The sequence below is a fragment of the Mycolicibacterium pallens genome (assembly GCF_019456675.1).
Classification (GTDB): domain Bacteria; phylum Actinomycetota; class Actinomycetes; order Mycobacteriales; family Mycobacteriaceae; genus Mycobacterium; species Mycobacterium crocinum.
On sequence record NZ_CP080333.1, the window covers coordinates 2,932,258 to 2,953,453 of the forward strand.

General features: G+C 64.3%; 18 protein-coding genes. 17 read left to right on the forward strand and 1 reads right to left on the reverse strand.

Translation table 11 applies throughout. The features are described 5' to 3' along the window. Positions 1 to 274 precede the first annotated feature (274 nt). From K0O64_RS14430 to K0O64_RS14470, 9 genes are read left to right on the forward strand one after another with little or no spacing between them, the layout of a single operon-like run. The gene (locus K0O64_RS14430; RefSeq protein WP_096312863.1) at positions 275 to 1,081 is read left to right on the forward strand and encodes an MlaE family ABC transporter permease; all 807 of its coding nucleotides are present in this window, start codon (positions 275 to 277) and stop codon (positions 1,079 to 1,081) included. Continuing rightward, a complete protein-coding gene (locus K0O64_RS14435) occupies positions 1,081 to 1,929 on the forward strand; it encodes an MlaE family ABC transporter permease (RefSeq protein WP_096311464.1) in 849 nt (282 codons plus the stop codon). Before K0O64_RS14430 ends, K0O64_RS14435 begins: the two co-directional genes overlap by 1 nt. 13 nt (positions 1,930 to 1,942) lie before the next feature. Next, positions 1,943 to 3,130 carry an MCE family protein gene (locus K0O64_RS14440; RefSeq protein ID WP_071944828.1) on the forward strand — a complete coding sequence of 396 codons (1,188 nt, stop codon included), beginning with the start codon at positions 1,943 to 1,945 and terminating at the stop codon, positions 3,128 to 3,130. After that, positions 3,127 to 4,152: an MCE family protein gene (locus K0O64_RS14445; RefSeq protein WP_071944826.1), complete on the forward strand. Its 1,026-nt coding sequence runs from the start codon at positions 3,127 to 3,129 to the stop codon at positions 4,150 to 4,152. The genes K0O64_RS14440 and K0O64_RS14445 overlap by 4 nt, the downstream gene beginning before the upstream one ends. Beyond that, on the forward strand, positions 4,152 to 5,249 hold the full coding sequence (locus tag K0O64_RS14450; protein WP_071944824.1) for an MCE family protein: 1,098 nt from the start codon (positions 4,152 to 4,154) through the stop codon (positions 5,247 to 5,249). The genes K0O64_RS14445 and K0O64_RS14450 overlap by 1 nt, the downstream gene beginning before the upstream one ends. Further along, positions 5,246 to 6,721 carry an MCE family protein gene (locus K0O64_RS14455; protein ID WP_083542625.1) on the forward strand — a complete coding sequence of 492 codons (1,476 nt, stop codon included), beginning with the start codon at positions 5,246 to 5,248 and terminating at the stop codon, positions 6,719 to 6,721. Before K0O64_RS14450 ends, K0O64_RS14455 begins: the two co-directional genes overlap by 4 nt. Beyond that, positions 6,718 to 8,019 (forward strand): MCE family protein, encoded by a 1,302-nt coding sequence (locus tag K0O64_RS14460; protein ID WP_096311465.1) that lies wholly within the window; start codon positions 6,718 to 6,720, stop codon positions 8,017 to 8,019. The genes K0O64_RS14455 and K0O64_RS14460 overlap by 4 nt, the downstream gene beginning before the upstream one ends. Continuing rightward, positions 8,019 to 9,614 carry an MCE family protein gene (locus tag K0O64_RS14465; protein WP_071944817.1) on the forward strand — a complete coding sequence of 532 codons (1,596 nt, stop codon included), beginning with the start codon at positions 8,019 to 8,021 and terminating at the stop codon, positions 9,612 to 9,614. The genes K0O64_RS14460 and K0O64_RS14465 overlap by 1 nt, the downstream gene beginning before the upstream one ends. A gap of 23 nt (positions 9,615 to 9,637) precedes the next feature. Continuing rightward, positions 9,638 to 10,153, forward strand: coding sequence for an Rv2253/PknI dimerization domain-containing protein (locus K0O64_RS14470; protein WP_096311466.1), 516 nt, complete (start codon positions 9,638 to 9,640; stop codon positions 10,151 to 10,153). Here K0O64_RS14470 and K0O64_RS14475 read toward each other — a convergent pair. Then, positions 10,140 to 11,702 (reverse strand): FAD-binding protein, encoded by a 1,563-nt coding sequence (locus tag K0O64_RS14475; protein ID WP_096311467.1) that lies wholly within the window; start codon positions 11,700 to 11,702, stop codon positions 10,140 to 10,142. The two genes, K0O64_RS14470 and K0O64_RS14475, sit on opposite strands and share 14 nt — an antisense overlap. 298 nt (positions 11,703 to 12,000) lie before the next feature. Here K0O64_RS14475 and K0O64_RS14480 point away from each other — a divergent pair, with 298 nt between their 5' ends. The 8 genes from K0O64_RS14480 to K0O64_RS14515 are packed head-to-tail and all read left to right on the forward strand — an operon-like array spanning position 12,001 to position 21,183. Beyond that, on the forward strand, positions 12,001 to 12,807 hold the full coding sequence (locus tag K0O64_RS14480) for an MlaE family ABC transporter permease (protein ID WP_071949849.1): 807 nt from the start codon (positions 12,001 to 12,003) through the stop codon (positions 12,805 to 12,807). Next, the gene (locus K0O64_RS14485; protein WP_071942584.1) at positions 12,807 to 13,655 is read left to right on the forward strand and encodes an MlaE family ABC transporter permease; all 849 of its coding nucleotides are present in this window, start codon (positions 12,807 to 12,809) and stop codon (positions 13,653 to 13,655) included. Before K0O64_RS14480 ends, K0O64_RS14485 begins: the two co-directional genes overlap by 1 nt. Before the next feature lie 9 nt (positions 13,656 to 13,664). Continuing rightward, on the forward strand, positions 13,665 to 14,906 hold the full coding sequence (locus K0O64_RS14490) for an MCE family protein (RefSeq protein WP_096311468.1): 1,242 nt from the start codon (positions 13,665 to 13,667) through the stop codon (positions 14,904 to 14,906). After that, complete coding sequence (locus tag K0O64_RS14495) at positions 14,903 to 15,928, forward strand: MCE family protein (RefSeq protein WP_071944807.1); 1,026 nt, start codon at positions 14,903 to 14,905, stop codon at positions 15,926 to 15,928. Before K0O64_RS14490 ends, K0O64_RS14495 begins: the two co-directional genes overlap by 4 nt. Next, positions 15,928 to 17,025: an MCE family protein gene (locus K0O64_RS14500; protein ID WP_071944805.1), complete on the forward strand. Its 1,098-nt coding sequence runs from the start codon at positions 15,928 to 15,930 to the stop codon at positions 17,023 to 17,025. Before K0O64_RS14495 ends, K0O64_RS14500 begins: the two co-directional genes overlap by 1 nt. Then, on the forward strand, positions 17,022 to 18,458 hold the full coding sequence (locus K0O64_RS14505) for an MCE family protein (protein WP_071944803.1): 1,437 nt from the start codon (positions 17,022 to 17,024) through the stop codon (positions 18,456 to 18,458). Before K0O64_RS14500 ends, K0O64_RS14505 begins: the two co-directional genes overlap by 4 nt. Continuing rightward, on the forward strand, positions 18,455 to 19,663 hold the full coding sequence (locus K0O64_RS14510; protein ID WP_071944801.1) for an MCE family protein: 1,209 nt from the start codon (positions 18,455 to 18,457) through the stop codon (positions 19,661 to 19,663). The genes K0O64_RS14505 and K0O64_RS14510 overlap by 4 nt, the downstream gene beginning before the upstream one ends. Then, a complete protein-coding gene (locus K0O64_RS14515; protein WP_071944799.1) occupies positions 19,663 to 21,183 on the forward strand; it encodes an MCE family protein in 1,521 nt (506 codons plus the stop codon). The genes K0O64_RS14510 and K0O64_RS14515 overlap by 1 nt, the downstream gene beginning before the upstream one ends. Positions 21,184 to 21,196 lie beyond the last annotated feature (13 nt).

The window sequence follows — 21,196 nt, forward strand, 5'->3', positions numbered from 1 at the left end:
AGGGGCGATCCCGCTGAACGGAATCCTCGCTCTGGACGCCAAACCGACGGCGGAGCTGTGAAACGAGACACTCGAGGCCGACTCGTCTCGAACAAAAGCCGAGAAACATCGACAACACCAGTCACAGGTCTCGATTGCCGAGATTCGCTACCGTGCGAGCGGTAAGTGCACTAATCTGCGTTGGCGTCGTTGAAACACGTTCCAGTTTTGGACCGGTTTGTGCCATGACGCTGGGCTGATGACCACGACGACGTTGGAGGTTTCGCAGACACCCATGACGAATCGCACATCAGATCGTTGGTCGCCAGGGATCGCTCTGAACGGAGTGTCCGGGCCGATGCAGGCCATTGGTGGTTTGTTTGCGATGTCGGCCGATGCTGTGCGGTTTGTGTTTCGCAAGCCGTTTCAGTGGCGGGAGTTTTTGGAGCAGTCGTGGTTTGTGGCGCGGGTGTCGTTGGCGCCGACGTTGTTGGTGGCGATCCCGTTCACGGTGTTGGTGAGCTTCACCCTCAATATTTTGTTGCGGGAGTTGGGTGCTGCTGATCTGTCGGGGGCCGGGGCCGCCTTTGGTGCGGTGACCCAGGTCGGCCCGTTGGTGACGGTGTTGATCGTCGCCGGTGCCGGCGCGACGGCGATGTGTGCCGATCTGGGGTCACGCACGATCCGCGAGGAGATCGACGCCATGGAGGTGTTGGGCATCAACCCGGTGCAACGCCTGGTGACCCCACGGATGCTGGCCTCGGGTTTGGTTGCGCTTCTGTTGAATTCGTTGGTGGTGATCATCGGGATCCTGGGCGGCTATGTGTTCTCCGTGTTCGTCCAGGACGTCAATCCGGGGGCGTTCGCCGCCGGCATCACGTTGTTGACCGGGGTGCCCGAGGTCATCATCTCCTGTGTCAAGGCCGCCCTGTTCGGTCTTATTGCCGGGCTGGTGGCCTGCTATCGCGGGTTGACGATCACCGGCGGCGGCGCCAAAGCCGTAGGCAATGCGGTCAATGAGACGGTGGTGTACGCGTTTATGGCGTTGTTCGTGGTCAACGTCGTGGTGACCGCGATCGGTATCCGGATGAGCGCCCGCTGATGGCATCACTGCAGGCGTTGTATCCGCGGATCGCCCGTCAGGTCCGCCGCCCGCTGGGCACGTTCGGGCGGATCGGGGACCACACCATCTTCTACGGCCGGGCGATCGCCGGCACCCCGCATGCGACGATCCATTTCCGCAAAGAGATCATCCGGCTGATCGCCGAAATCTCGATGGGGGCGGGCACCCTGGCCATGATCGGCGGCACCGTCGTCATCGTCGGCTTCCTCACCCTCGCCGCCGGCGGCACCCTGGCCGTACAGGGCTACAGCAGCCTCGGCAATATCGGGATCGAAGCATTGACCGGCTTCCTGGCCGCCTTCATCAACGTGCGCATCTCAGCACCGGTGGTGGCGGGGATCGGATTGGCCGCCACCTTCGGCGCCGGCGTCACCGCTCAACTCGGGGCGATGCGGATCAACGAGGAAATCGACGCCCTGGAATCCATGGGCATCCCCCCGGTCGAATACCTCGTCAGTACCCGGATTGTGGCGGGCATGGTCGCCATCACCCCGCTGTACTCGATCGCCGTCATCCTGTCCTTCGTCGCCAGCCAGTTCACGACGGTGGTGCTGTTCGGCCAGTCCGGCGGGTTGTATGACCACTACTTCAACACATTCCTCAACCCCATCGACCTGCTCTGGTCGTTTCTGCAAGCGGTGTTGATGGCCATCACGATCCTGTTGATCCACACCTACTTCGGCTACTTCGCCACCGGCGGACCCTCCGGAGTCGGCGTCGCCGTCGGCAACGCCGTCCGCACCTCCCTCATCGTGGTCGTCTCCGTCACCCTGCTGGTATCCCTAGCCATCTACGGCTCCAACGGCAACTTCAACCTGTCCGGATAGTCGAGGTGCGGAGATGAAATCAGGTATCGCGCGCCCGATCGCCGGTTTGGCGACCGTGGTGATCATTGCCGCGATCATTGCGCTGGCGGTGGGGTTGTTCCAGGACAGCTTCACCAAAACCGTTCCGGTGACCGTGATCTCGCAGCGCGCCGGTCTCGTGATGTATCCGGATGCCAAGGTCAAGCTCAACGGGGCCCCGGTCGGCAAGGTCTCGTCCATCGAGTTGCTGCCGGACGGCACCGCTGCGCTGCACCTGGCGATCAATCCGGCGCGGGTGAACGACATTCCGGCCAACGTCAGCGCCGACATCACCTCCTCGACGGTGTTCGGGTCGAAGTTCGTCGAGCTGAACCCGCCGCAGGATCCGTCGGCGAAGTCCATCCAGGCCGGGCAGGTGATCAGCGGCAAGCACGTCACCGTCGAGATCAACACCGTGTTCCAGCAGCTGGTTACGGTGCTCAACCAAATCGAGCCCGCCAAGCTCAACCAGACGTTGGGCGCGATCGCCAAGTCGGTGGACGGCCGCGGCGACAAGTTCGGTCAAACCCTCGTCGATCTCGATAGCGCGCTGGCCAAGATCAACCCCAGCCTGGACACGCTGAACCATGAATTGGCAGTAGCGCCCAAGGTGTTCGACGCCTACGGCGATGCTTCCGGCGATCTGCTGGACACCGTCAAGAACTCGGCGAAGATCAGCGACACGATCGTCGACCAGGAGCAGAACCTCGACACGCTGCTGGTCAGCGCCATCGGTCTGGCCGACATCGGAACCGAGGTGCTCAGCGAAAACCGGGAGCCGCTGGCCAATGTGGTGCACCTGCTGGTACCCACCACCGATCTGCTCAACAAGTACAACCCAGCGCTCACCTGCGGTATCGGCGGCCTGATTCCGCTGGCCACCGGCCCGGGCCTGCCGTTGCCGGGAGCCGTTCTGCTGCAGTCGTTCTTCCTCGGCCGTGAGCGGTACCGCTACCCGGCCAACCTGCCGAAGGTCGCGGCGACCGGTGGTCCGCAGTGCACCGACATGCCGAAGGTGCCGTTCGAGACCAGCCCGCCGTTCGTCGTCACCGATATCGGCGCGAACCCGGCGCAGTATGGCAACCAGGGCATCCTGCTGAACTCCGACGCACTCAAGCAGGCGCTGTTCGGCCCGCTGGACGGCCCGCCGCGCAACTCCGCACAGATCGGACAACCGGGATGACCGCGCTGTGGAAGACGCTTCTCAAGGTCGGCATCTTCGGCGTGGTGATGATTCTGCTGACCGCATCGCTGTTCGCGATCTTCGGCCAGTACCGGTCCGGTTCGGACAACAGCTACTCGGCGGTGTTCGCCGACGCCTCGAGCCTGAAGTCCGGGGATTCGGTGCGGGTGGCCGGTGTTCGCGTCGGCACTGTCACTGATGTCGCGCTGCAACCCGACAACAAGGTGGTCGTCGACTTCGACGCCGACCGCAAGATCGTGCTCACATCCGGCACCAAGGCGACGGTGCGTTACCTCAACCTGGTCGGGGACCGCTACCTCGAGCTCGTCGACAGTCCTGGATCGGCGAAGATCCAGCCGCCGGGCAGCCGGATCCCGCTCGACCGCACCGAGCCGGCACTTGACCTCGACCTGCTGCTGGGTGGCCTGAAACCCGTTGTCCAGGGCCTGAATCCGCAGGACGTCAACGCGCTCACCAACTCGCTGATCCAGATCCTCCAGGGTCAGGACGGCAACATCGATTCGCTGTTCGCCAAGACGCAGTCGTTCACCAGCACGCTGGCCGACAACGGCCAGACCGTGCAGCAGCTGATCGACAACCTCAACACGGTGATCACCACGATCAGCAAGGACGGCGACAAGTTCTCCGGCGCCGTCGACAAGCTGCAGAAGCTGGTCACTGAACTGGCCAATGACAAAGACCCGATCGGTGAGTCGATCACCGCTCTGGACAACGGCACCGCGTCGCTGACCGATCTGCTCAACCAGTCGCGCGCACCGCTGAACGGCACCATCGACCAGCTGGGCCGGCTGGCTCCGCTGCTTGATCAGGACAAGGAGCTGCTCGACATCTCGATCCAGAAGGCGCCGGCGAACTACCGCAAGGTGGTGCGACTCGGGTCCTACGGCAGCTGGATCAACCAGTACCTGTGTGGCTTGTCGTTGCGTGTCAGCGACCTGCAGGGCCGCACCGCCTACTTCCCCTGGATCATCCAACACACTGGAAGGTGCGCGGAGCCCTAATGCTCAAATATCGTGGGTCCTCGCTGATCAAGGCGGGCTTTATCGGCCTCGTCCTGATCGTGCTCGTCATCACGGTCGGGCTACAGCCCGAACGGCTGGCGTCGCTTGCCACGTCGATCCGGCATCAGGCGCTGTTCACCGAGGCCGGCGGCCTGCAGCCCGGTAATGACGTCAAGGTATCCGGAGTCAAGGTCGGCTCCGTCTCGGACGTGTCTCTGCAGCACGGCAAGGCGCTGGTGACCTTCATGGTCAACGGTTCGGTTCGGCTCGGCGCCGACACCGAAGCGCATATCCGCACCGGAACGCTTCTGGGACAACGGATTTTGACGTTGGAGTCCAACGGCAAGGGATCGCTTCGGTCTGACGACGTCATTCCGGTGTCGCGTACCGGGTCGCCCTACTCGCTGACCCAGTCGCTGCAGGATTTCGCGGGCAACACCGCAGACACCGATACCGCGGCGATCAACCACTCGCTGGACACCTTGTCGGACACCCTGGATCGGATCAGCCCGCAGCTAGGCCCGACGTTCGACGGGATCAGCAAGTTGTCGCGGATGATCAACGAGCGCAACGAATCCCTGAGCAACCTGCTCAAGAGCGCGGCGAACGTCACCGGGATCCTCTCGCAACGCAGCGCACAGGTGAACACCCTGCTGCTCAACGCCAACGACCTGATCGGCGTTCTGTCGCAGCGCCGCTACGCGATCGCGAACCTCTTGGCCAGCACCTCGGCACTGTCCAGGCAGCTCAGCGGAATCGTGGCGGACAACGAGAAGGAACTGGCACCGGCCCTGGAGAAGCTCAATTCGGTCACCGCGATGCTGGAGAAGAACAACGCCAACATCACCGCGGCCATGAAGGGTCTGGCCAAGTTCCAGCTGACGCAGGCCGAAGCGGTCAACGGAGGCTTCTACTACAACGCCTTCGTCGCCAACCTGAACCCGGCGCAGACACTGCAGCCCTTCTTCGACTACGCGCTGGGCTTCCGGCGCGGCACCGATGCGGGCCAGCCGTCCGACAATGCCGGACCGCGTGCGGAGATCCCGTTCCCGTACAACGGAATACCGCAGCCTTATGAGCGATGGGGGCAGCCATGAAGTCTCGCAGGCGGCTGACAGTCGTCGTGTCCGCGGTGCTGGCCGTATTGATCGTCGGCGGGATCGCGCTGCTGGTGCGCCAGGCGTTCTTCAAGCCCAACACGATCACGGCGTACTTCACCAGTGCCACCGCGATCTACGCCGGTGACGAAGTGCGGGTCGCCGGCGTGAAGGTCGGCACCATCGATTCCATCGAGGCCCAGGGCACCAAGGCCAAGATCGTGATGGCGGTCGACCGGGACGTTCCGATCCCCGCGAACGCCGAGGCGGTGATCGTCGCGCAGAACCTGGTGGGCGCCCGCTATGTTCAGCTGACCCCGCCCTATGAGGACAAGGGCCCGACAATGGCCGACGGTGCGGTGATCGGGCTGGACCGCACCGCAATCCCGGTCGAATGGGACCAGATCAAGACCGAGCTGATGCGCCTGGCCACCGATCTCGGCCCCGCCACTGAAGGGCAGACCACCTCGGTCGGCCGCTTCATCGACAGCGCGGCCAACGCGCTCGACGGCAACGGCGAGAAGCTGCGGGACACCATCAAGCAGCTCTCGGGGGTCAGCAAGGTGCTGGCCGACGGCAGCGGCAACATCGTCGACACCATCAAGAACCTGCAGATCTTCGTTACCGCGTTGCGCGACAGCAACACTCAGATCGTCCAGTTCCAGGATCGGTTGGCCTCGCTGTCGAGCGTGGTCGACGGCAGCCGGTCCGACCTGGACGGAGCGCTGACCAACCTGTCGAGTGCGGTCGTCGACGTGCAGCGGTTCATCGCCGGTACCCGCAACCAGACCGCCGAACAGATCCAGCGGCTGAGCAGCGTCACGAAGAACCTGGCCGACAACAAGCTGGTGGTCGAGAACCTGATTCACGTGGCGCCCAATGCACTCGGTAACGCCTACAACATCTATAACCCCGATTCCCAGAGCGCGATGGGCGGATTCGCGCTGGCCAACTTCTCCAACCCGCTGCAGGTCATCTGCTCGGCGATCGGTGCCGTGCAGAACGCCACCGCGCCGGAGACAGGGAAGTTGTGCGCGCAGTACCTCGGGCCGGCCCTGCGGTTGCTCAACTTCAACTACCTGCCGTTCCCGTTCAACGCCTATCTGGGCAAGTCGACCAGCCCGGACAAGCTGATCTACAGCGAGCCCGGTCTGGCCCCGGGCGGCTCCGGCGGGACCCCGCCGGGCTATGAGATTCCGCCTGCGGTGTCGGCGTACACCGGATACAACGGTGACGTGCCCGGACCGGCAGGTTGGGGCGGACCGCCGAACACCTATCACGGGGCGTATGCACCCAATGGATTGCCCGCCGATCCGTCGCCCGCTCTTTTCCCGGGTGCACCGGTCCCGCCGGGTGTTCCGGTCGGACCGGCCGCCCAGCCTCCGTCGAACCTGCAGGGCATGCTGCTGCCGGCCGAGGCGGCGCCACCACCTCCACCTCCGGCTGCCGCCGAAGGGAATCCGCCATCATGACCAGAGGTTCGGTGCGGCGCCTGGTGATCACCGCGTCATGCGTCGCGGTCACGGCGACCGGCTGCAGTTTCGGTGGGCTGAACTCCCTGCCGCTGCCGGGAACGGTCGGCCATGGCAAGGGCTCGACCACCTATCACATCGAGATCGCCAATGTCGGTCAGCTGGAATCGAATTCACCGGTGATGGTCGGTGACGTCGTGGTCGGCAGTGTGGGCGACATGACCGTCAACGACTGGCACGCCGACGTCGAGGTATCGGTCCAGCCCGGCACCGTGATCCCCGCGAACGCGGTCGCGTCGGTGGGCCAGACCAGCCTGTTGGGATCGATGCACCTGGCGCTCAACCCGCCGCTGGGCCAGGCACCGAGTGGCGTCCTGCAACCCGGTGCCACGCTCGGCCTCAACCGCTCGTCGACCTATCCGTCTACCGAGCAGACGCTCTCGGCGCTCTCGGTGGTCGTGAACGGCGGCGGACTGGGCCAGATCGGCGACATCATCCACGAGTTCAGTGCCGCACTGAACGGCAGGACCGACCAGATTCGTGACTTGCTCACGCGGCTCAACGATTTCGTCGGCCTGCTGGCCACCCAGCGCGACAGCATCAACGAGGCGGTCAATTCGCTGAACCGGCTGGCGGGTACGTTCGCCGGTCAGCAGCAAGTCCTCACCGACGCGCTGAACCGGATTCCGCCTGCCCTCGATGTCCTGGTCAAGGAGCGTCCCCGCATCGTGACGGCCCTGGAGAAGTTCCGGGATTTCTCCAACCTGGCCACCGGTCTGGTCAACGACACCAAGACCGACCTGGTACGCAACCTTCAGAACCTCGAGCCGACGCTGAAGTCTCTGGCCGACGTCGGGCCGAAGCTGGACACCGCGCTGGCGTACTTCCCGACGTTCCCGTACACCCAGCAGGTCATCGACCGGGCGATCCGCGGCGACTATCTGAACCAGTTCATCATCTTCGACTTGACCGTGCCCCGGTTGAAGAAGACCTTGATGCTCGGCACCCGCTGGGGCGATGAGAACGCCAAACTGGTTCCCGCGCCCGGTGATCCGTGGTATGCGACCTATACCTACGATCCGCTGAACGCTCCGTTCAGCCCCGCACCGCCACCCACCCAGGTGGCCGACGTGTCGCAGGAGTTCGGCCCCGGTCCCGCGCCTGTGCCCGGGCAGGCGTCGTTGACGAACGCGACGCAGCCGGCACCGGGGGTGGGCACCGGTCCGCTGCCAGGTCCGGCCACCGGGCCGTTGCCCGGACCAGCACCGGGGTCAGCGCCACAGGACGGGGGTAACTGATGCTGACGCGTTTTGTCCGTAATCAGCTGATCATCTTCACCATTGCGTCGATCGTCGGTATCGCCGTCATGGTGGTGGTGTACATGCAGGCCCCCACCCTGCTGGGCATCGGCCGGATCACGGTCAAGCTCGAACTGCCGAGAACCGGTGGCCTCTACCAATTCTCGAACGTCACCTACCGCGGCGTGCAACTGGGCAAGGTCACCGAGGTGGTGCCGACACGAACCGGCGCCGTGGCCACGCTGTCGCTGGCCAGCGATCCGAAGGTGCCTGCCGACCTGCAGGCTCGGGTGCTCAGCGTGTCGGCAGTGGGCGAGCAGTACGTGGATCTGGTGCCGCACACCGATTCCGGGCCGTATCTGCAGGACGGTTCGGTAATCCCGGTCAAGAACGCCACCGTCCCGCAAGCGGTCGGTCCCGTGCTGGACCAGACGAACGCTCTGCTGAAGAGCATTCCCACTCAACGGATCCCGGATCTGCTGAACAGCACCTACCAGGCCCTCAATGGCGCCGGTGACGACCTCACCACGTTGAACGACTCCGCGTCACGGCTCGCCGCCGATTTCAACGCCACCGCCGATCAGACCCACACCCTGCTCGAGGACAGCCGCCCGCTGTTGGACGGTCAGCTGGCGTCGGCCGACTCGATCCGCACGTGGGCGCACAGCCTGGCCGGGATCACCGATCAGCTGAACACCAACGACCCGCAGTGGCGTGCCATCCTGGCCAATGGCCCGGGTGCCGCCGATGAGGCGTCCGCACTCTTCACGCAGGTCAAGCCGACGCTGCCGATCCTGTTGGCCAGCCTTCAGACGGTGGGGCAGATCGGCGTGACCTACAACAAGGGTCTCGAACAGCTGCTGGTGCTGCTGCCGCCGTACGTCGGCTCGATCCAGGCCGTCGGCTCACCGTTGAACAACCCGACCGGTATGACGCTGGGCGACTTCACGCTGACGATCAGCGATCCGCCGGCGTGCACGGTCGGCTTCCTGCCGCCGTCGCAGTGGCGCTCGCCGGAGGACACCTCGGTCATCGACACACCGGACGGCCTCTACTGCAAGCTGCCACAGGATTCGCCGATCGCCGTCCGCGGCGCCCGCAACTATCCGTGTCAGGATGTGCCCGGCAAGCGCGCACCCACCGTCGAAATCTGTGACAGCGACAAGCCGTTCGAGCCGCTGGCCATGCGGCAGCATGCCACCGGTCCATACCCGATCGACCCGAACCTGATTGCCCAAGGCATCCCGCCCGACGACCGCACGACGTTCCAGGACCACATCTACGGACCGCTGCAGGGCACGCCGCTGCCGCCGGGACCGGTGCCCGCGCCCGCCGGAACACCGATACCGCCCGAACCGGCAACCCTCAAGCCCTATGGTGTTCCGGATATCGCGCCGACCGACCAGGGTGGCGGCCCGGCCGTCGCGCCGAGCGCTTTCACGCCCGGCTCGGGCGGGGGCCCGTCGGTCGCAATCGCCACCTATGACCCCGCGACGGGTCACTACGCCACGCCGGACGGCCACGCCGGCCAGCAGACCAGTCTGACCAACGTGAACGGGGATATGTCGTGGAAGGATCTGCTGCCGACGACATGAGCACAGGTGAGGGGAGAGGCCACATGCGTACGTCACGAACGCTGATCAGCGTCGGGGCGCTGACCGCTGCGGTGTTCGCCGGTGTGCTGAATCCGGCCACCGCGTCCGCCAACGAGAAGTGGGCGCTCAACGGCACCTACCAGGCGACGTCCAACGGTGAGTGGGCCACCAGCAACGATGTCTTCCACGACGAACGCAGCGTGCGCAGCATCTGGACGATCTCGTCGACGTGCAGCTATCCCACCGAGTGCACCGGCACCGTCAGCAGCGACGCCGGATGGACGGCACCGATCTATCAGACCGGCGGGGACTGGCGCGTCAAACGCGTCATCGAGGACTGGATGCCGTGCCAGGACGGGACCACTGCCCCTGGGCTACAGGTGATTCGGTTTCACGGGTCCTCACCCGGCGGTGACCAGACCGACCCGACCTCCACCATGTTGGTCGGTCAGGACTCGACCACCGGCCAGCCCGGTGCCTGCGGCCGCAGCCTCGCACTCTTCATCAACATGCCGTTCAAGCTGATCAAGCTGACCTGACGTCACCGGCCATATCGAGTGCAGCCAAGTGGCTGAACAGCATTGACGCACCGATCGGGTTTCCGCCGCCCGGGTAGGTCATCCCGCTGACCGCGGCCATGGTGTTGCCCGCCGCGTACAGGCCCGGGATCGGCCGGCCGCTTTCGTCGAGCACCCGCGCGTGCGTATCGGTGCGCAGGCCGCCCTTGGTGCCGAGATCGGACAGGCCGAAGGCGGCCGCATGGAACGGTGGCGTATCGATCGGCACCATCGGTGATTCACCGCCGGAGAACGCCCGGTCGTAGGCTTCGTCGCCGCGGCCGAAATCGGTGTCGACGCCTGCGGCGACCATCTCGTTGTAGCGGGCGACCGTCTTCTCCAACGCGTCGGCGGGCACGCCGATCGCGTCGGCCAGTTCGGCCAGGGTGCTTGCACTGCGCCATAATCCGGCAGCGCGGTAGCTTTCGGTGTCGACCATCGAGACGTTGGTCGCCTTCACCGGGGGAACTTCGCCATCGCGGTTGTCGTAGACCATCCAGAAGGGGGTCTCGAGCCGGCCCGCCTGCATCTCGGCGATGATCTCCCGTCCGATCCGGTCGTAGGCAGCCGACTCGTTGACGAACCGCTGTCCGCCCTGATTGACGAAAATGCCACCGGTGAACCACAGCGCGAACGCCGAACGACCGTCGGGGTGGGTGAGCCCCGGCGACCACCACGCCTGGTCCATCAGGTCGGTGGCCGCACCGATCCGGATCGCGGCCTGCAGCGCCGCGCCCGTGCTGCCGGGCCCGCCCATCGTGTCGCGAGCGTCACCCGGCACGCCGTAGGACCGCCGTAGCTCCGGATTGTGCTCGAATCCGCCTGCGGCCAAGAGCACTCCACGTCGGGCGCCGATCCGCACCTCACTGCCGTCGCGTTGCACAACGGCACCGACCACCCGACCGTCGTCGGTGATCAGATCGGTCAGCTGCGCGTTGCGGTACAGCGCAGCGTCCGGGTAGTCGGCCAGCGCGGCCAAAAACCGGCCGATCAGTGCGCGCCCACCGAAAAGTTTGTCCGGAGCGGGTGCACCGAGCCGGTCGTGGTCGAGTGGCCCGCGCACGAAACCGGCGTTGGGGCCGAGCTTTTCACCGCGAATCGGGTTGGCGACGATGTGGCGCAGTCCGTCGCCCCGCGAGTCGGGGGCCTTGCCGTAGTAGTCCGGCCAGGGCAGCACGCTGAAGCTGAAGTTCTCGGCGTCGGCCTCGAGGTATTCGATGAGGCCCGGTCCGCGCCGGATATAGGTCTCCTGCAGGTCCCGTGGGGTGCGCTCACCGATGACGGCGTGAAAGTAGTTCAGCGCCTTCTCGATCGTGTCGTCGCTGCCGGCTCGTTGCAGCACCGGGTTGCACGGAAACCACATGCCGCCGCCGCCCGAATAGGCGGTTGTGCCGCCGAACTTGTCCGTCGACTCCACCAGTGCCACCGACAAGCCCTCGCGGGCTGCGGTGTAAGCGCCGGTGACGCCCCCGCCGGAGCCGGCCACAATGACGTCGACGGTCTCGTCGAACGAGGTGTCCTGCGTGCTCATCGGCCTCCTTTGTCGCTGGCACCACTGTGACCGGTGGACCGGCAGGAAGCAACGACCACTCCCGGTGAGCGGGGAGACTTGCGGACCACATGTCTCCCGCTGACTGGGAAGCGGATGCGGCGGTGAGCACATTGTGCGGTGCACTCACCCACCGTGAGATCACACCTGGAGCCAACCGATCCATGAATTCCTTTGTCGGAATTCAGTTCCTCGTAGACATGCGGTCCAACCGTGTCCTGGCCGGGGTTGTAGCGGCACCAGGTTGCGGATCGCTCGTCCCATGACGCTGCAGACACCCATGACGAATCGCACATCAGATCGTTGGTCGCCGGGGATCGCTCTGACTGGGGTGTCCGGGCCGATGCAGGCTATTGGTGGTTTGTTTGCGATGTCGGCTGATGCGGTGCGGTTTGTGTTTCGCAAGCCGTTTCAGTGGCGGGAGTTTTTGGAGCAGTCGTGGTTTGTGGCGCGGGTGTCGTTGGCGCCGACGTTGTTGGTGGCGATTCCGTTCACGGTGTTGGTGAGCTTCACGCTCAATATTTTGTTGCGGGAGTTGGGTGCTGCTGATTTGTCGGGGGCCGGTGCCGCCTTTGGTGCGGTGACCCAGGTGGGTCCGTTGGTGACGGTGTTGATCGTGGCCGGTGCGGGGGCGACGGCGATGTGTGCCGATTTGGGGTCGCGCACGATCCGCGAGGAGATCGACGCGATGGAGGTGTTGGGCATCAATCCGGTGCAACGCCTGGTGACCCCACGGATGCTGGCCTCGGGTTTGGTTGCGCTTCTGTTGAATTCGTTGGTGGTGATCATCGGGATCCTGGGCGGTTATGTGTTCTCCGTGTTCGTCCAGGATGTCAATCCGGGGGCGTTCGCCGCGGGCATCACCTTGTTGACCGGGGTGCCCGAGGTCATCATCTCCTGTGTCAAGGCCGCCCTGTTCGGGTTGATTGCCGGACTGGTGGCCTGCTATCGCGGGTTGACCATCACCGGCGGCGGCGCCAAAGCCGTGGGCAACGCGGTCAATGAGACGGTGGTGTACGCGTTTATGGCGTTGTTCGTGGTCAACGTGGTGGTGACCGCGATCGGTATCCGGATGAGCGCCCGCTGATGGCATCACTACAGGCGTTGTATCCCCGCTTGGCCCGCCAGGTCCGCCGCCCCCTGGGCACCTTCGGCCGGATCGGGGACCACACCATCTTTTATGGCCGGGCGATCGCCGGCACCCCCCACGCAACGATCCATTTCCGCAAAGAGATCATCCGGTTGATCGCCGAGATCTCGATGGGCGCGGGCACGTTGGCGATGATCGGCGGCACCGTCGTGATCGTCGGCTTCCTCACCCTGGCTGCGGGCGGAACCCTGGCCGTGCAGGGCTACTCATCGCTGGGCAATATCGGGATCGAAGCGTTGACCGGCTTTTTGGCCGCCTTCATCAACGTGCGCATTTCCGCACCGGTGGTGGCGGGGATCGGGTTGGCGGCCACCTTCGGCGCCGGCGTCACCGCCCAGCTCGGCGCGATGCGGATCAACGAGGAGATCGATGCCCTGGAATCCATGGGTATCCCCCCGGTCGAATATTTGGTCTCTACCCGGATTGTGGCCGGCATGGTCGCGATCACCCCGCTGTACTCGATCGCCGTCATCCTGTCCTTCGTCGCCAGCCAGTTCACGACGGTGGTGCTCTTCGGCCAGTCCGGCGGCCTGTATGACCACTACTTCAACACCTTCCTCAACCCCATCGATCTGCTCTGGAGCTTCCTGCAAGCGGTGTTGATGGCCATCACGATCCTGTTGATCCACACCTACTTCGGCTACTTCGCCACCGGCGGACCGTCTGGAGTCGGCGTCGCCGTCGGCAACGCTGTGCGCACCTCCCTGATCGTGGTCGTCTCGGTCACCCTGCTGGTATCCCTGGCCATCTACGGCTCCAACGGCAACTTCAACCTGTCCGGATAGGGAGATGACGTGACACGCAATCTCGGTCCGGGTCCGGCCGACCGATCAGAAACCAAAACCCACGCCGTGCGCCACTACGCGAGACCACTTGCCGGCGGCCTGACGGTTCTGACCCTCGTGGTGATCGTCGCGGTCGCCGCTGGATTGTTTCGTGGCGACTTCACCAAAACCGTTCCGGTGACCGTGATCTCCGACCGCGCCGGCCTGGTGATGAACCCCGACGCCCGGGTCAAACTTCACGGTGCCCAAGTCGGCACGGTGGCCTCCATCGACTCGCTGCCCGATGGCAAGGCCGCCCTGCATCTGGCAATCGATCCGGCCAAGGTGCGCATCATCCCCGCCAACGTCAACGCCGACATCACCTCATCGACGGTCTTCGGGGCGAAATTCGTCGAGCTACGCACGCCCGCAAACCCGTCCGCCGAGCGTGTGCAATCGGGACAGGTCATCAACGGTAAACACGTCACCGTCGAGATCAATACCGTCTTCGAGCAGTTGGTCTCGGTGCTGTCCGAGATCGATCCCGTCAAGATCAACCAGACGCTGGGAGCGATCGCCAAATCGCTGAGTGGACGCGGCGACAAGTTCGGCCAAACCCTGGTTGATCTCGATGAGGCACTGGCCAAGATCAACCCCAGCCTGGACACGATCAATCACGAGATCGCCACCGCCCCAGAGGTATTCGACGCCTATGCGGACGTCGCGCCTGACCTGGTGAAGACCGTCAGCAGCGCGACGAAGATCAGCGACACCATCGTCGACCAGGAAGAGAATCTCGACACGTTGCTCATCAGCGCGATCGGCCTCGCCGACATCGGCACTGAGGTCTTGACCGAGAACCGGCAACCGCTGACCGATCTGGTCCATCTGCTGGTCCCCACCCTGGACTTGACCAGCAGCTACAACGCGGCCATCACCTGTGGGCTACAGGGCATGATTCCGTTGGCCACTGGGCCGGGCACCGCGCAACCGGGTGTCATGCTGCTCGACTCATTCTTTCTGGGCCGCGAGCGTTACCGGTATCCCGCCAACCTCCCCAAAGTCGCGGCCAAGGGTGGCCCTCAGTGCGCCGACCTGCCGGCGGTGGGTTTTGAGCAACGGCCTCCCTATGTGGTGACCGATATCGGCGCCAACCAGGCCCAGTACGGCAACCAGGGAATCCTGCTCAACTCAGACGGGCTCAAGCAGGCTCTGTTCGGACCGATCGACGGGCCGCCACGTAACTCCACACAGATCGGGATGCCAGGATGACGGGCCTGTCGAAGACGATCGTCAAGATCAGCATTTTCGGCGTCGTCATGATGTTGTTGACGGGAGCCCTGTTTGCGATCTTCGGTCAGTTCCGCAGCGGGTCGACGAACACATACTCGGCCCTGTTCGCCGACGCGTCGCGCTTGAAATCGGGCGATTCGGTTCGGGTGGCCGGAGTCCGCGTCGGCACCGTCAGTGATGTCGCGCTGCAGGTCGACAACAAGGTGGTCGTCACGTTTGATGCCGACCGGGATGTCGTGCTGACGTCGGGGACCACAGCGGTCGTCCGGTACCTCAACCTGGTCGGTGACCGCTACCTGGAACTGCTGATCAGTCCTGGATCGGGGAAGGTTCAGCCGCCGGGCTCGCGGATACCGCTGGACCGCACCGAGCCTGCGCTGGATCTCGACCTTCTACTGAGTGGCCTGAAACCCGTTGTCCAGGGACTGAATCCGCAGGACGTCAACGCGCTCACCAACTCGCTGATCCAGATCCTGCAAGGTCAGGACGGCAATATCGAATCGTTGTTCGCCCGGACATCATCATTCACCAGCGCGCTGGCTGACAACGGTAAGACCGTGCAGCAATTGATCGACAACCTCAACACCGTCGTCGCCACGATCAGTAAAGACGGAGAGAGGTTCTCGGGAACCCTCGATAAGCTGGAAAAGCTGATCAGTGGCCTGGCCGCCGACAAAGACCCCATCGGAGAGGCCATCTCCGCTCTGGATACCGGCACCGCCTCGCTTGCGGACCTGCTGACCCAGGCGCGACCACCGTTGAGTGGCAGCATCAACCAGCTGGGCCGCCTGGCACCGCTGCTCGACCAGGACAAAGCCCGGGTGGATCTTGCGTTGCAGAAAGCACCCGCCAATTACCGAAAGCTGGTGCGACTGGGCGCATATGGGAGCTGGCTCAATCAGTATCTATGTGGCTTGTCCGTGCGAGTCACCGATCTACAGGGCCAGACCGCCTACTTCCCTTGGATCATCCAACACACTGGAAGGTGCGCCGAGCCGTAATGCTCAAATACCGTGGATCCTCGCTGATACGGTCGGGCTTCATCGGCCTCGTCCTGATCATTCTCGTCATCGTCGTCGGATTGCAACCCGAGCGGATGATGACGTGGGCCAGTGCGATTCGGCATCAGGCGGTGTTCGCCGAGGCGGCCGGTCTGACAGCGGGCAACGATGTCGTTGTCGCCGGCATCAAGGTCGGCACTGTCTCGGAGGTGTCGTTGATGCGTGGCGACGCCCTGGTGACCTTCATGGTCAACGGCACGGTGCGACTGGGCTCGGAGACAACCGCGCACATCCGCACCGGAACGCTGCTGGGTCAGCGAGTGTTGACGCTCGAGCCCAGCGGAGCTGGAAAGTTGCGGTCCTCTGACGTCATTCCGCTGTCACGCACCGGATCGCCCTACTCGCTCACCGATTCGGTGAACGATTTCACCGCCAATACCGCCGACACGAACACCGCGACGTTGAATCAGGCTTTGGATACGTTGTCGGACACTCTGGACCGCGTCACCCCGCAGCTGGGTCCGACTTTTGATGGTGTGAGCGCACTGTCGCGGATGTTGAACGAACGCAATGACTCGCTGGCGGGATTGCTCGACAGCGCCTCGAAGGTGACCGGTGTTCTCTCGCAGCGCAGTGAGCAGGTGAACACCCTACTTCTCAATGCCAATGACCTGTTCGAGGTGCTGGATCAACGGCGCTACGCCCTGGTGAATCTGCTGACCAACACCTCCGCGCTGTCCAAACAGATCAGCGGGCTGGTGCACGACAACGAGAAGACGCTGGCCCCGGCGCTGGAGAAGATCAATTCGGTGACTGCCATGCTGCAGAAGAACAACGACAATATTGTCAAGGCGCTCAACGGGTTGGCGAAGTATCAGTTGACCCAGGCCGAGGCCGTCAACAACGGCTTCTACTACAACGCGTTCGTCGGCAATCTGCTGCCGGCCCAAACCCTGCAGCCCTTCTTGGACTATGCGCTGGGCTTCCGGCGCGGCACCGATGCGGGCCAGCCATCCGACAATGCTGGACCCAGGGCGGAATTCCCGTTCCCCCGCAACGGAATACCTCAGCCCGGCCAGCGATGGGGACAGCCATGACATCACCCACACGAGTCAAGGTCGCCACGGCGCTGCTGCTGGCGGTGCTGCTGGTCGCCGGCGTCGCGGTGCTGATTCGCCACTCGCTTGCCAAGCCGACAACGATCACCGCATATTTCACCAGCGCGACCGCGATCTATCCCGGCGATGACGTCCGTGTGTCGGGCGTGAAAGTCGGCACGATCAGATCGATTGAGGCCGAACCGAACCAGGCCAGAGTCGTACTCGACGTCGATCACGGAGTGTCGATCCCGGCGGACGGCAAGGCGATCATCGTCGCCCAGAACCTCGTCGGTGCCCGCTTCGTCCAACTTGCGCCGTCCTACCGGGGGAGCGGCCCCACCATGGCGAACGGCGCGGTGATCGGCTTGGACCGCACTGCGATTCCGGTGGAGTGGGACGAGGTCAAGACCCAGCTCATGCGCCTGGCCACCGACCTGGGCCCGGCCAATGACGCGTCGAGCTCGTCGGTGGCGCGCTTCATCGACACTGCGGCCACGGCACTCGACGGCAATGGCGACAAGCTGCGGCAGACCATCGCGCAGCTTGCCGGCATCAGCCGCGTCCTGGCCAACCGCAGCGGCAACATCGCCGACATCATCAAGAACCTCCAGACGTTTGTCACCGCACTGCGCGACAGCAACACCCAGATTGTCCAGTTCCAGAATCGGCTGGCCAGTGTGAGCAGCGTCGTGGACGGCAGCCGCTCGGATCTGGACGCCGCACTGACCGATCTGTCCGGCGCTGTGGTCGACGTCCAACGTTTCATCGCAGGCAGCCGCGACCAAACCGCCGAACAGATTCAGCGACTGGGTGATGTCACTCGCAAGGTCGCCGACAACAAGACCACGTTGGAGAACGTGCTACACGTGGCGCCCAACGCGATCGGCAACAGCTACAACATCTACAACCCCGACACCGGCAGCGGTATCGGCGCGTTCGCCTTGGCCAACTTCTCCAACCCGGTCCAGGTGATCTGCTCAGCAATTGGTGCGGTCAGCAATGCGACCGCATCGGAGACCGGTAAATTGTGCGCGCAGTACCTTGGGCCGGCACTGCGGCTGCTGAACTTCAATTATCTGCCGTTCCCGTTCAACGCCTATCTGGGCAAGTCGCCGAGTCCGGAGAACTTGGTGTACTCCGAGCCGCAACTGGCACCCGGGGGTTCGGGCGCGTCGGTCCCGCCTGCCGAGATCCCGCCGAGCGTGTCGGCCTACACCGGATACAACGGCGACGTTCCCGCACCGCCGGGATGGGGCACCCCGGCGGGCCCGGCGGGATCGTATGCGCCCAATGGTCTTCCCGCCGATCCGCAGCCGGCTCTGTACCCAGGCGCCCCGGTGCCGCCCGGTGTCGTGTCCTCGCCCGCCGCGCCGCCTCCGTCGAACCTGCAGGGCATGTTGCTCCCGGCTGAAGGAGCGCCATCATCATGATTCGAGATCATTCGCTGCGCCGGCTCGCGGTGGTGACATCGTGTGTGGCAGTGAGCGTGAGCGGGTGCGCGTTCGGCGGGCTCAATTCACAGCCTCTTCCTGGCACCGCTGGCCGCGGATCGGGAGCGGCCACGTATCACGTGGAGCTCGCCAACGTCGGCACGCTGGAATCGAATTCACCGGTGCTCATCGGTGACGTCGTCGTCGGGAGCGTCGGCAAGATGCGGGCGCGTGACGGCCATGCCGACGTCGAGGTGTCGGTCAATCCCGGTGTCGTCGTGCCGGCCAATGCGGTGGCTGTGGTCGGGCAGACCAGTTTGTTGGGGTCGATGCATCTGGCCCTGAATCCGCCACTCGGCCAGGCGCCGGCCGGCAGCCTGCAGCCGGGTGCCACACTCGGCCTCAACCGCTCGTCGACCTACCCCTCGACCGAGCAGACGCTCTCGGCCCTCTCGGTGGTCGTGAACGGCGGTGGCCTTGGCCAGATCGGCGACATCGTGCACGAATTCAATACCGCGCTCAACGGCCGGCAGGACCAGATCCGAGACTTGCTGGGCCGGCTCAACGACTTCGTCGGGATGCTGGCCGCTCAACGGGACAGCATCAATGCCTCCATCGCCTCATTGAATCGTCTGGCCGATGTGTTCGCGGGCCAGCGTGACGTGCTCACCGAGGCGCTCAAACGCATCCCGCCGGCGTTGGAGGTCCTGATCAAGGAGCAGCCGAAGATCACCACGGCGCTGGAAAAGTTCCGCACCTTCAGTGATCTGGCCACCGGCCTGATCTCCGATACGCAGGCCGACCTGGTGCGCGACCTGAAGAACCTCGAACCCACATTGCGCTCCCTGGCCGATGTGGGTCCCAAACTCGACACCGTGTTGGCCTATGCCACGACGTTCCCGTATACGCAGAACTTCATCGACCGGGCCATCCGTGGTGACTACATGAACCAGTTCATCGTCTTCGACTTCACCATCCCGCGGCTCAAGCGCACCCTGTTCCTGGGCACCCGGTGGGGTCAGGAGGGCGCCAAACTGGTTCCCGCGCCGGGCGATCCGTGGTATGCGACCTACACCTACGATCCGCTCAACGCGCCACTGACGCCCAAACCGGCCGACGTTGCGCCGATCCCGCCGTTGGTGGATCCCGTGCCTGCGCCGGGTCCCAATCCGCAAGCGGCACCGCACGACGAGGGTGGTCAGTGATGTTGACGCGTTTTATCCGCAATCAGCTGATCATCTTCACGATTGCCTCGATCGTGTCGGTCACGGTCATGTTCTTGGTGTATCTGCAGGTTCCGACACTGCTGGGCATCGGCAAGATGACGGTGAAGCTGAAGATGCCGGAAACGGGCGGCCTATACCGGTTTTCGAACGTGACCTACCGCGGCGTTCAGCTTGGCAAGGTCACTGACGTGCAAGCCACTGAACAAGGTGCCGAGGCCACATTGACGCTCGACACCTCACCGCAGGTACCCGCCGATGTCCAGGCACGGGTCCTCAGTGTCTCGGCGGTCGGGGAGCAGTACGTGGACCTGGTACCCCGCAGTGCCTCAGGCCCCTACCTCCGGGACGGATCGGTGATTGCGGCGAGCAATGTCACCGTTCCGCAGGCGGTCGGGCCGATGCTCGATCAAGCCAGTGAGCTTCTGAAAAGCATTCCCAAACAGCGACTTGGAGACCTGCTGGACAATTCATACGAGGGATTGAACGGATCAGCCGACGATTTGAGCACGCTGATGGATTCGTCCTCGCGGCTCGCCGCTGACTTCAACGGCTCGGCCGACCGGCTCCGCACCTTGGTCGACGACGGCCGCCCGCTGCTGGATGGCCAGCTTGCCTCCACCGATGCCATCCGGACGTGGGCACACAGTGTCGCCGGCGTCGCCGGACAACTGGCGGACAACGATCCGCAGGTGCGGGGATTGTTGGCGAATGGGCCAGGCGCAGCCGATGAGGCTTCCCGACTGCTCAACCAGATAAAGCCAACTCTGCCGGTACTTTTGGCCAACCTCACCACCATCAGTCAGGTCGCCGTCACGTATCACGCTTCTCTGGAACAGTTGCTGGTGTTGCTGCCACCTGATATTGCCGCCACCCAGTCGATGGGCGGCGGACCGCGCAATCCCACCGGCATGTCACTTGGTGACTTCACTGTCGTGATGAACGATCCACCCGCCTGCAGCGTGGGATTCCTACCGCCGAGCTCGTGGCGGTCCCCTGAGGATTTGTCGGACGTCGACACCCCGGACGGGCTCTACTGCAAGCTGCCGCAGGACTCACCCATCGGTGTTCGCGGCGCCCGCAACTACCCGTGCATGGGCAAGCCGGGCAAGCGCGCTCCCACGGTGGAGATCTGCAACAGCGACCAGCCTTACGAGCCGCTGGCCATGCGCCAGCATGCGACCGGTGCATACCCGATCGATCCGAACCTGATCGCGCAGGGGATCCCGCCCGACGACCGAACGAGTTTCCAAGACAACATCTTCGGCCCGTTGCAGGGCACTCCGGCTCCGCCGCCGGCACCGGCGCCCGCCGGCGGAGCATCGCCGGTCGCGCCCAGCGCATTCACTCCCGCCGCGGGGCCTGGACCATCGGTGGCCGTCACCCGGTACAACCCGAAGACGGGTCAATACGTCACACCGGAGGGTGCGGTGTTCCAGCAATCCGATTTGGTTGCGCCAGGCGGCACCCGGTCGTGGAAGGAATTGCTGCCGACCACATGAGCCTCCGCTCGCG

What these genes read in the sequence shown, in the direction of transcription:
- K0O64_RS14430 (WP_096312863.1), top strand. Translation starts at nt 275, where the DNA reads ATGACGAATCGCACATCAGATCGTTGGTCGCCAGGGATCGCTCTGAAC.
- K0O64_RS14435 (WP_096311464.1), top strand. Translation starts at nt 1,081, where the DNA reads ATGGCATCACTGCAGGCGTTGTATCCGCGGATCGCCCGTCAGGTCCGC.
- K0O64_RS14440 (WP_071944828.1), top strand. Translation starts at nt 1,943, where the DNA reads ATGAAATCAGGTATCGCGCGCCCGATCGCCGGTTTGGCGACCGTGGTG.
- K0O64_RS14445 (WP_071944826.1), top strand. Translation starts at nt 3,127, where the DNA reads ATGACCGCGCTGTGGAAGACGCTTCTCAAGGTCGGCATCTTCGGCGTG.
- K0O64_RS14450 (WP_071944824.1), top strand. Translation starts at nt 4,152, where the DNA reads ATGCTCAAATATCGTGGGTCCTCGCTGATCAAGGCGGGCTTTATCGGC.
- K0O64_RS14455 (WP_083542625.1), top strand. Translation starts at nt 5,246, where the DNA reads ATGAAGTCTCGCAGGCGGCTGACAGTCGTCGTGTCCGCGGTGCTGGCC.
- K0O64_RS14460 (WP_096311465.1), top strand. Translation starts at nt 6,718, where the DNA reads ATGACCAGAGGTTCGGTGCGGCGCCTGGTGATCACCGCGTCATGCGTC.
- K0O64_RS14465 (WP_071944817.1), top strand. Translation starts at nt 8,019, where the DNA reads ATGCTGACGCGTTTTGTCCGTAATCAGCTGATCATCTTCACCATTGCG.
- K0O64_RS14470 (WP_096311466.1), top strand. Translation starts at nt 9,638, where the DNA reads ATGCGTACGTCACGAACGCTGATCAGCGTCGGGGCGCTGACCGCTGCG.
- K0O64_RS14475 (WP_096311467.1), bottom strand. Translation starts at nt 11,702, where the DNA reads ATGAGCACGCAGGACACCTCGTTCGACGAGACCGTCGACGTCATTGTG.
- K0O64_RS14480 (WP_071949849.1), top strand. Translation starts at nt 12,001, where the DNA reads ATGACGAATCGCACATCAGATCGTTGGTCGCCGGGGATCGCTCTGACT.
- K0O64_RS14485 (WP_071942584.1), top strand. Translation starts at nt 12,807, where the DNA reads ATGGCATCACTACAGGCGTTGTATCCCCGCTTGGCCCGCCAGGTCCGC.
- K0O64_RS14495 (WP_071944807.1), top strand. Translation starts at nt 14,903, where the DNA reads ATGACGGGCCTGTCGAAGACGATCGTCAAGATCAGCATTTTCGGCGTC.
- K0O64_RS14500 (WP_071944805.1), top strand. Translation starts at nt 15,928, where the DNA reads ATGCTCAAATACCGTGGATCCTCGCTGATACGGTCGGGCTTCATCGGC.
- K0O64_RS14505 (WP_071944803.1), top strand. Translation starts at nt 17,022, where the DNA reads ATGACATCACCCACACGAGTCAAGGTCGCCACGGCGCTGCTGCTGGCG.
- K0O64_RS14510 (WP_071944801.1), top strand. Translation starts at nt 18,455, where the DNA reads ATGATTCGAGATCATTCGCTGCGCCGGCTCGCGGTGGTGACATCGTGT.
- K0O64_RS14515 (WP_071944799.1), top strand. Translation starts at nt 19,663, where the DNA reads ATGTTGACGCGTTTTATCCGCAATCAGCTGATCATCTTCACGATTGCC.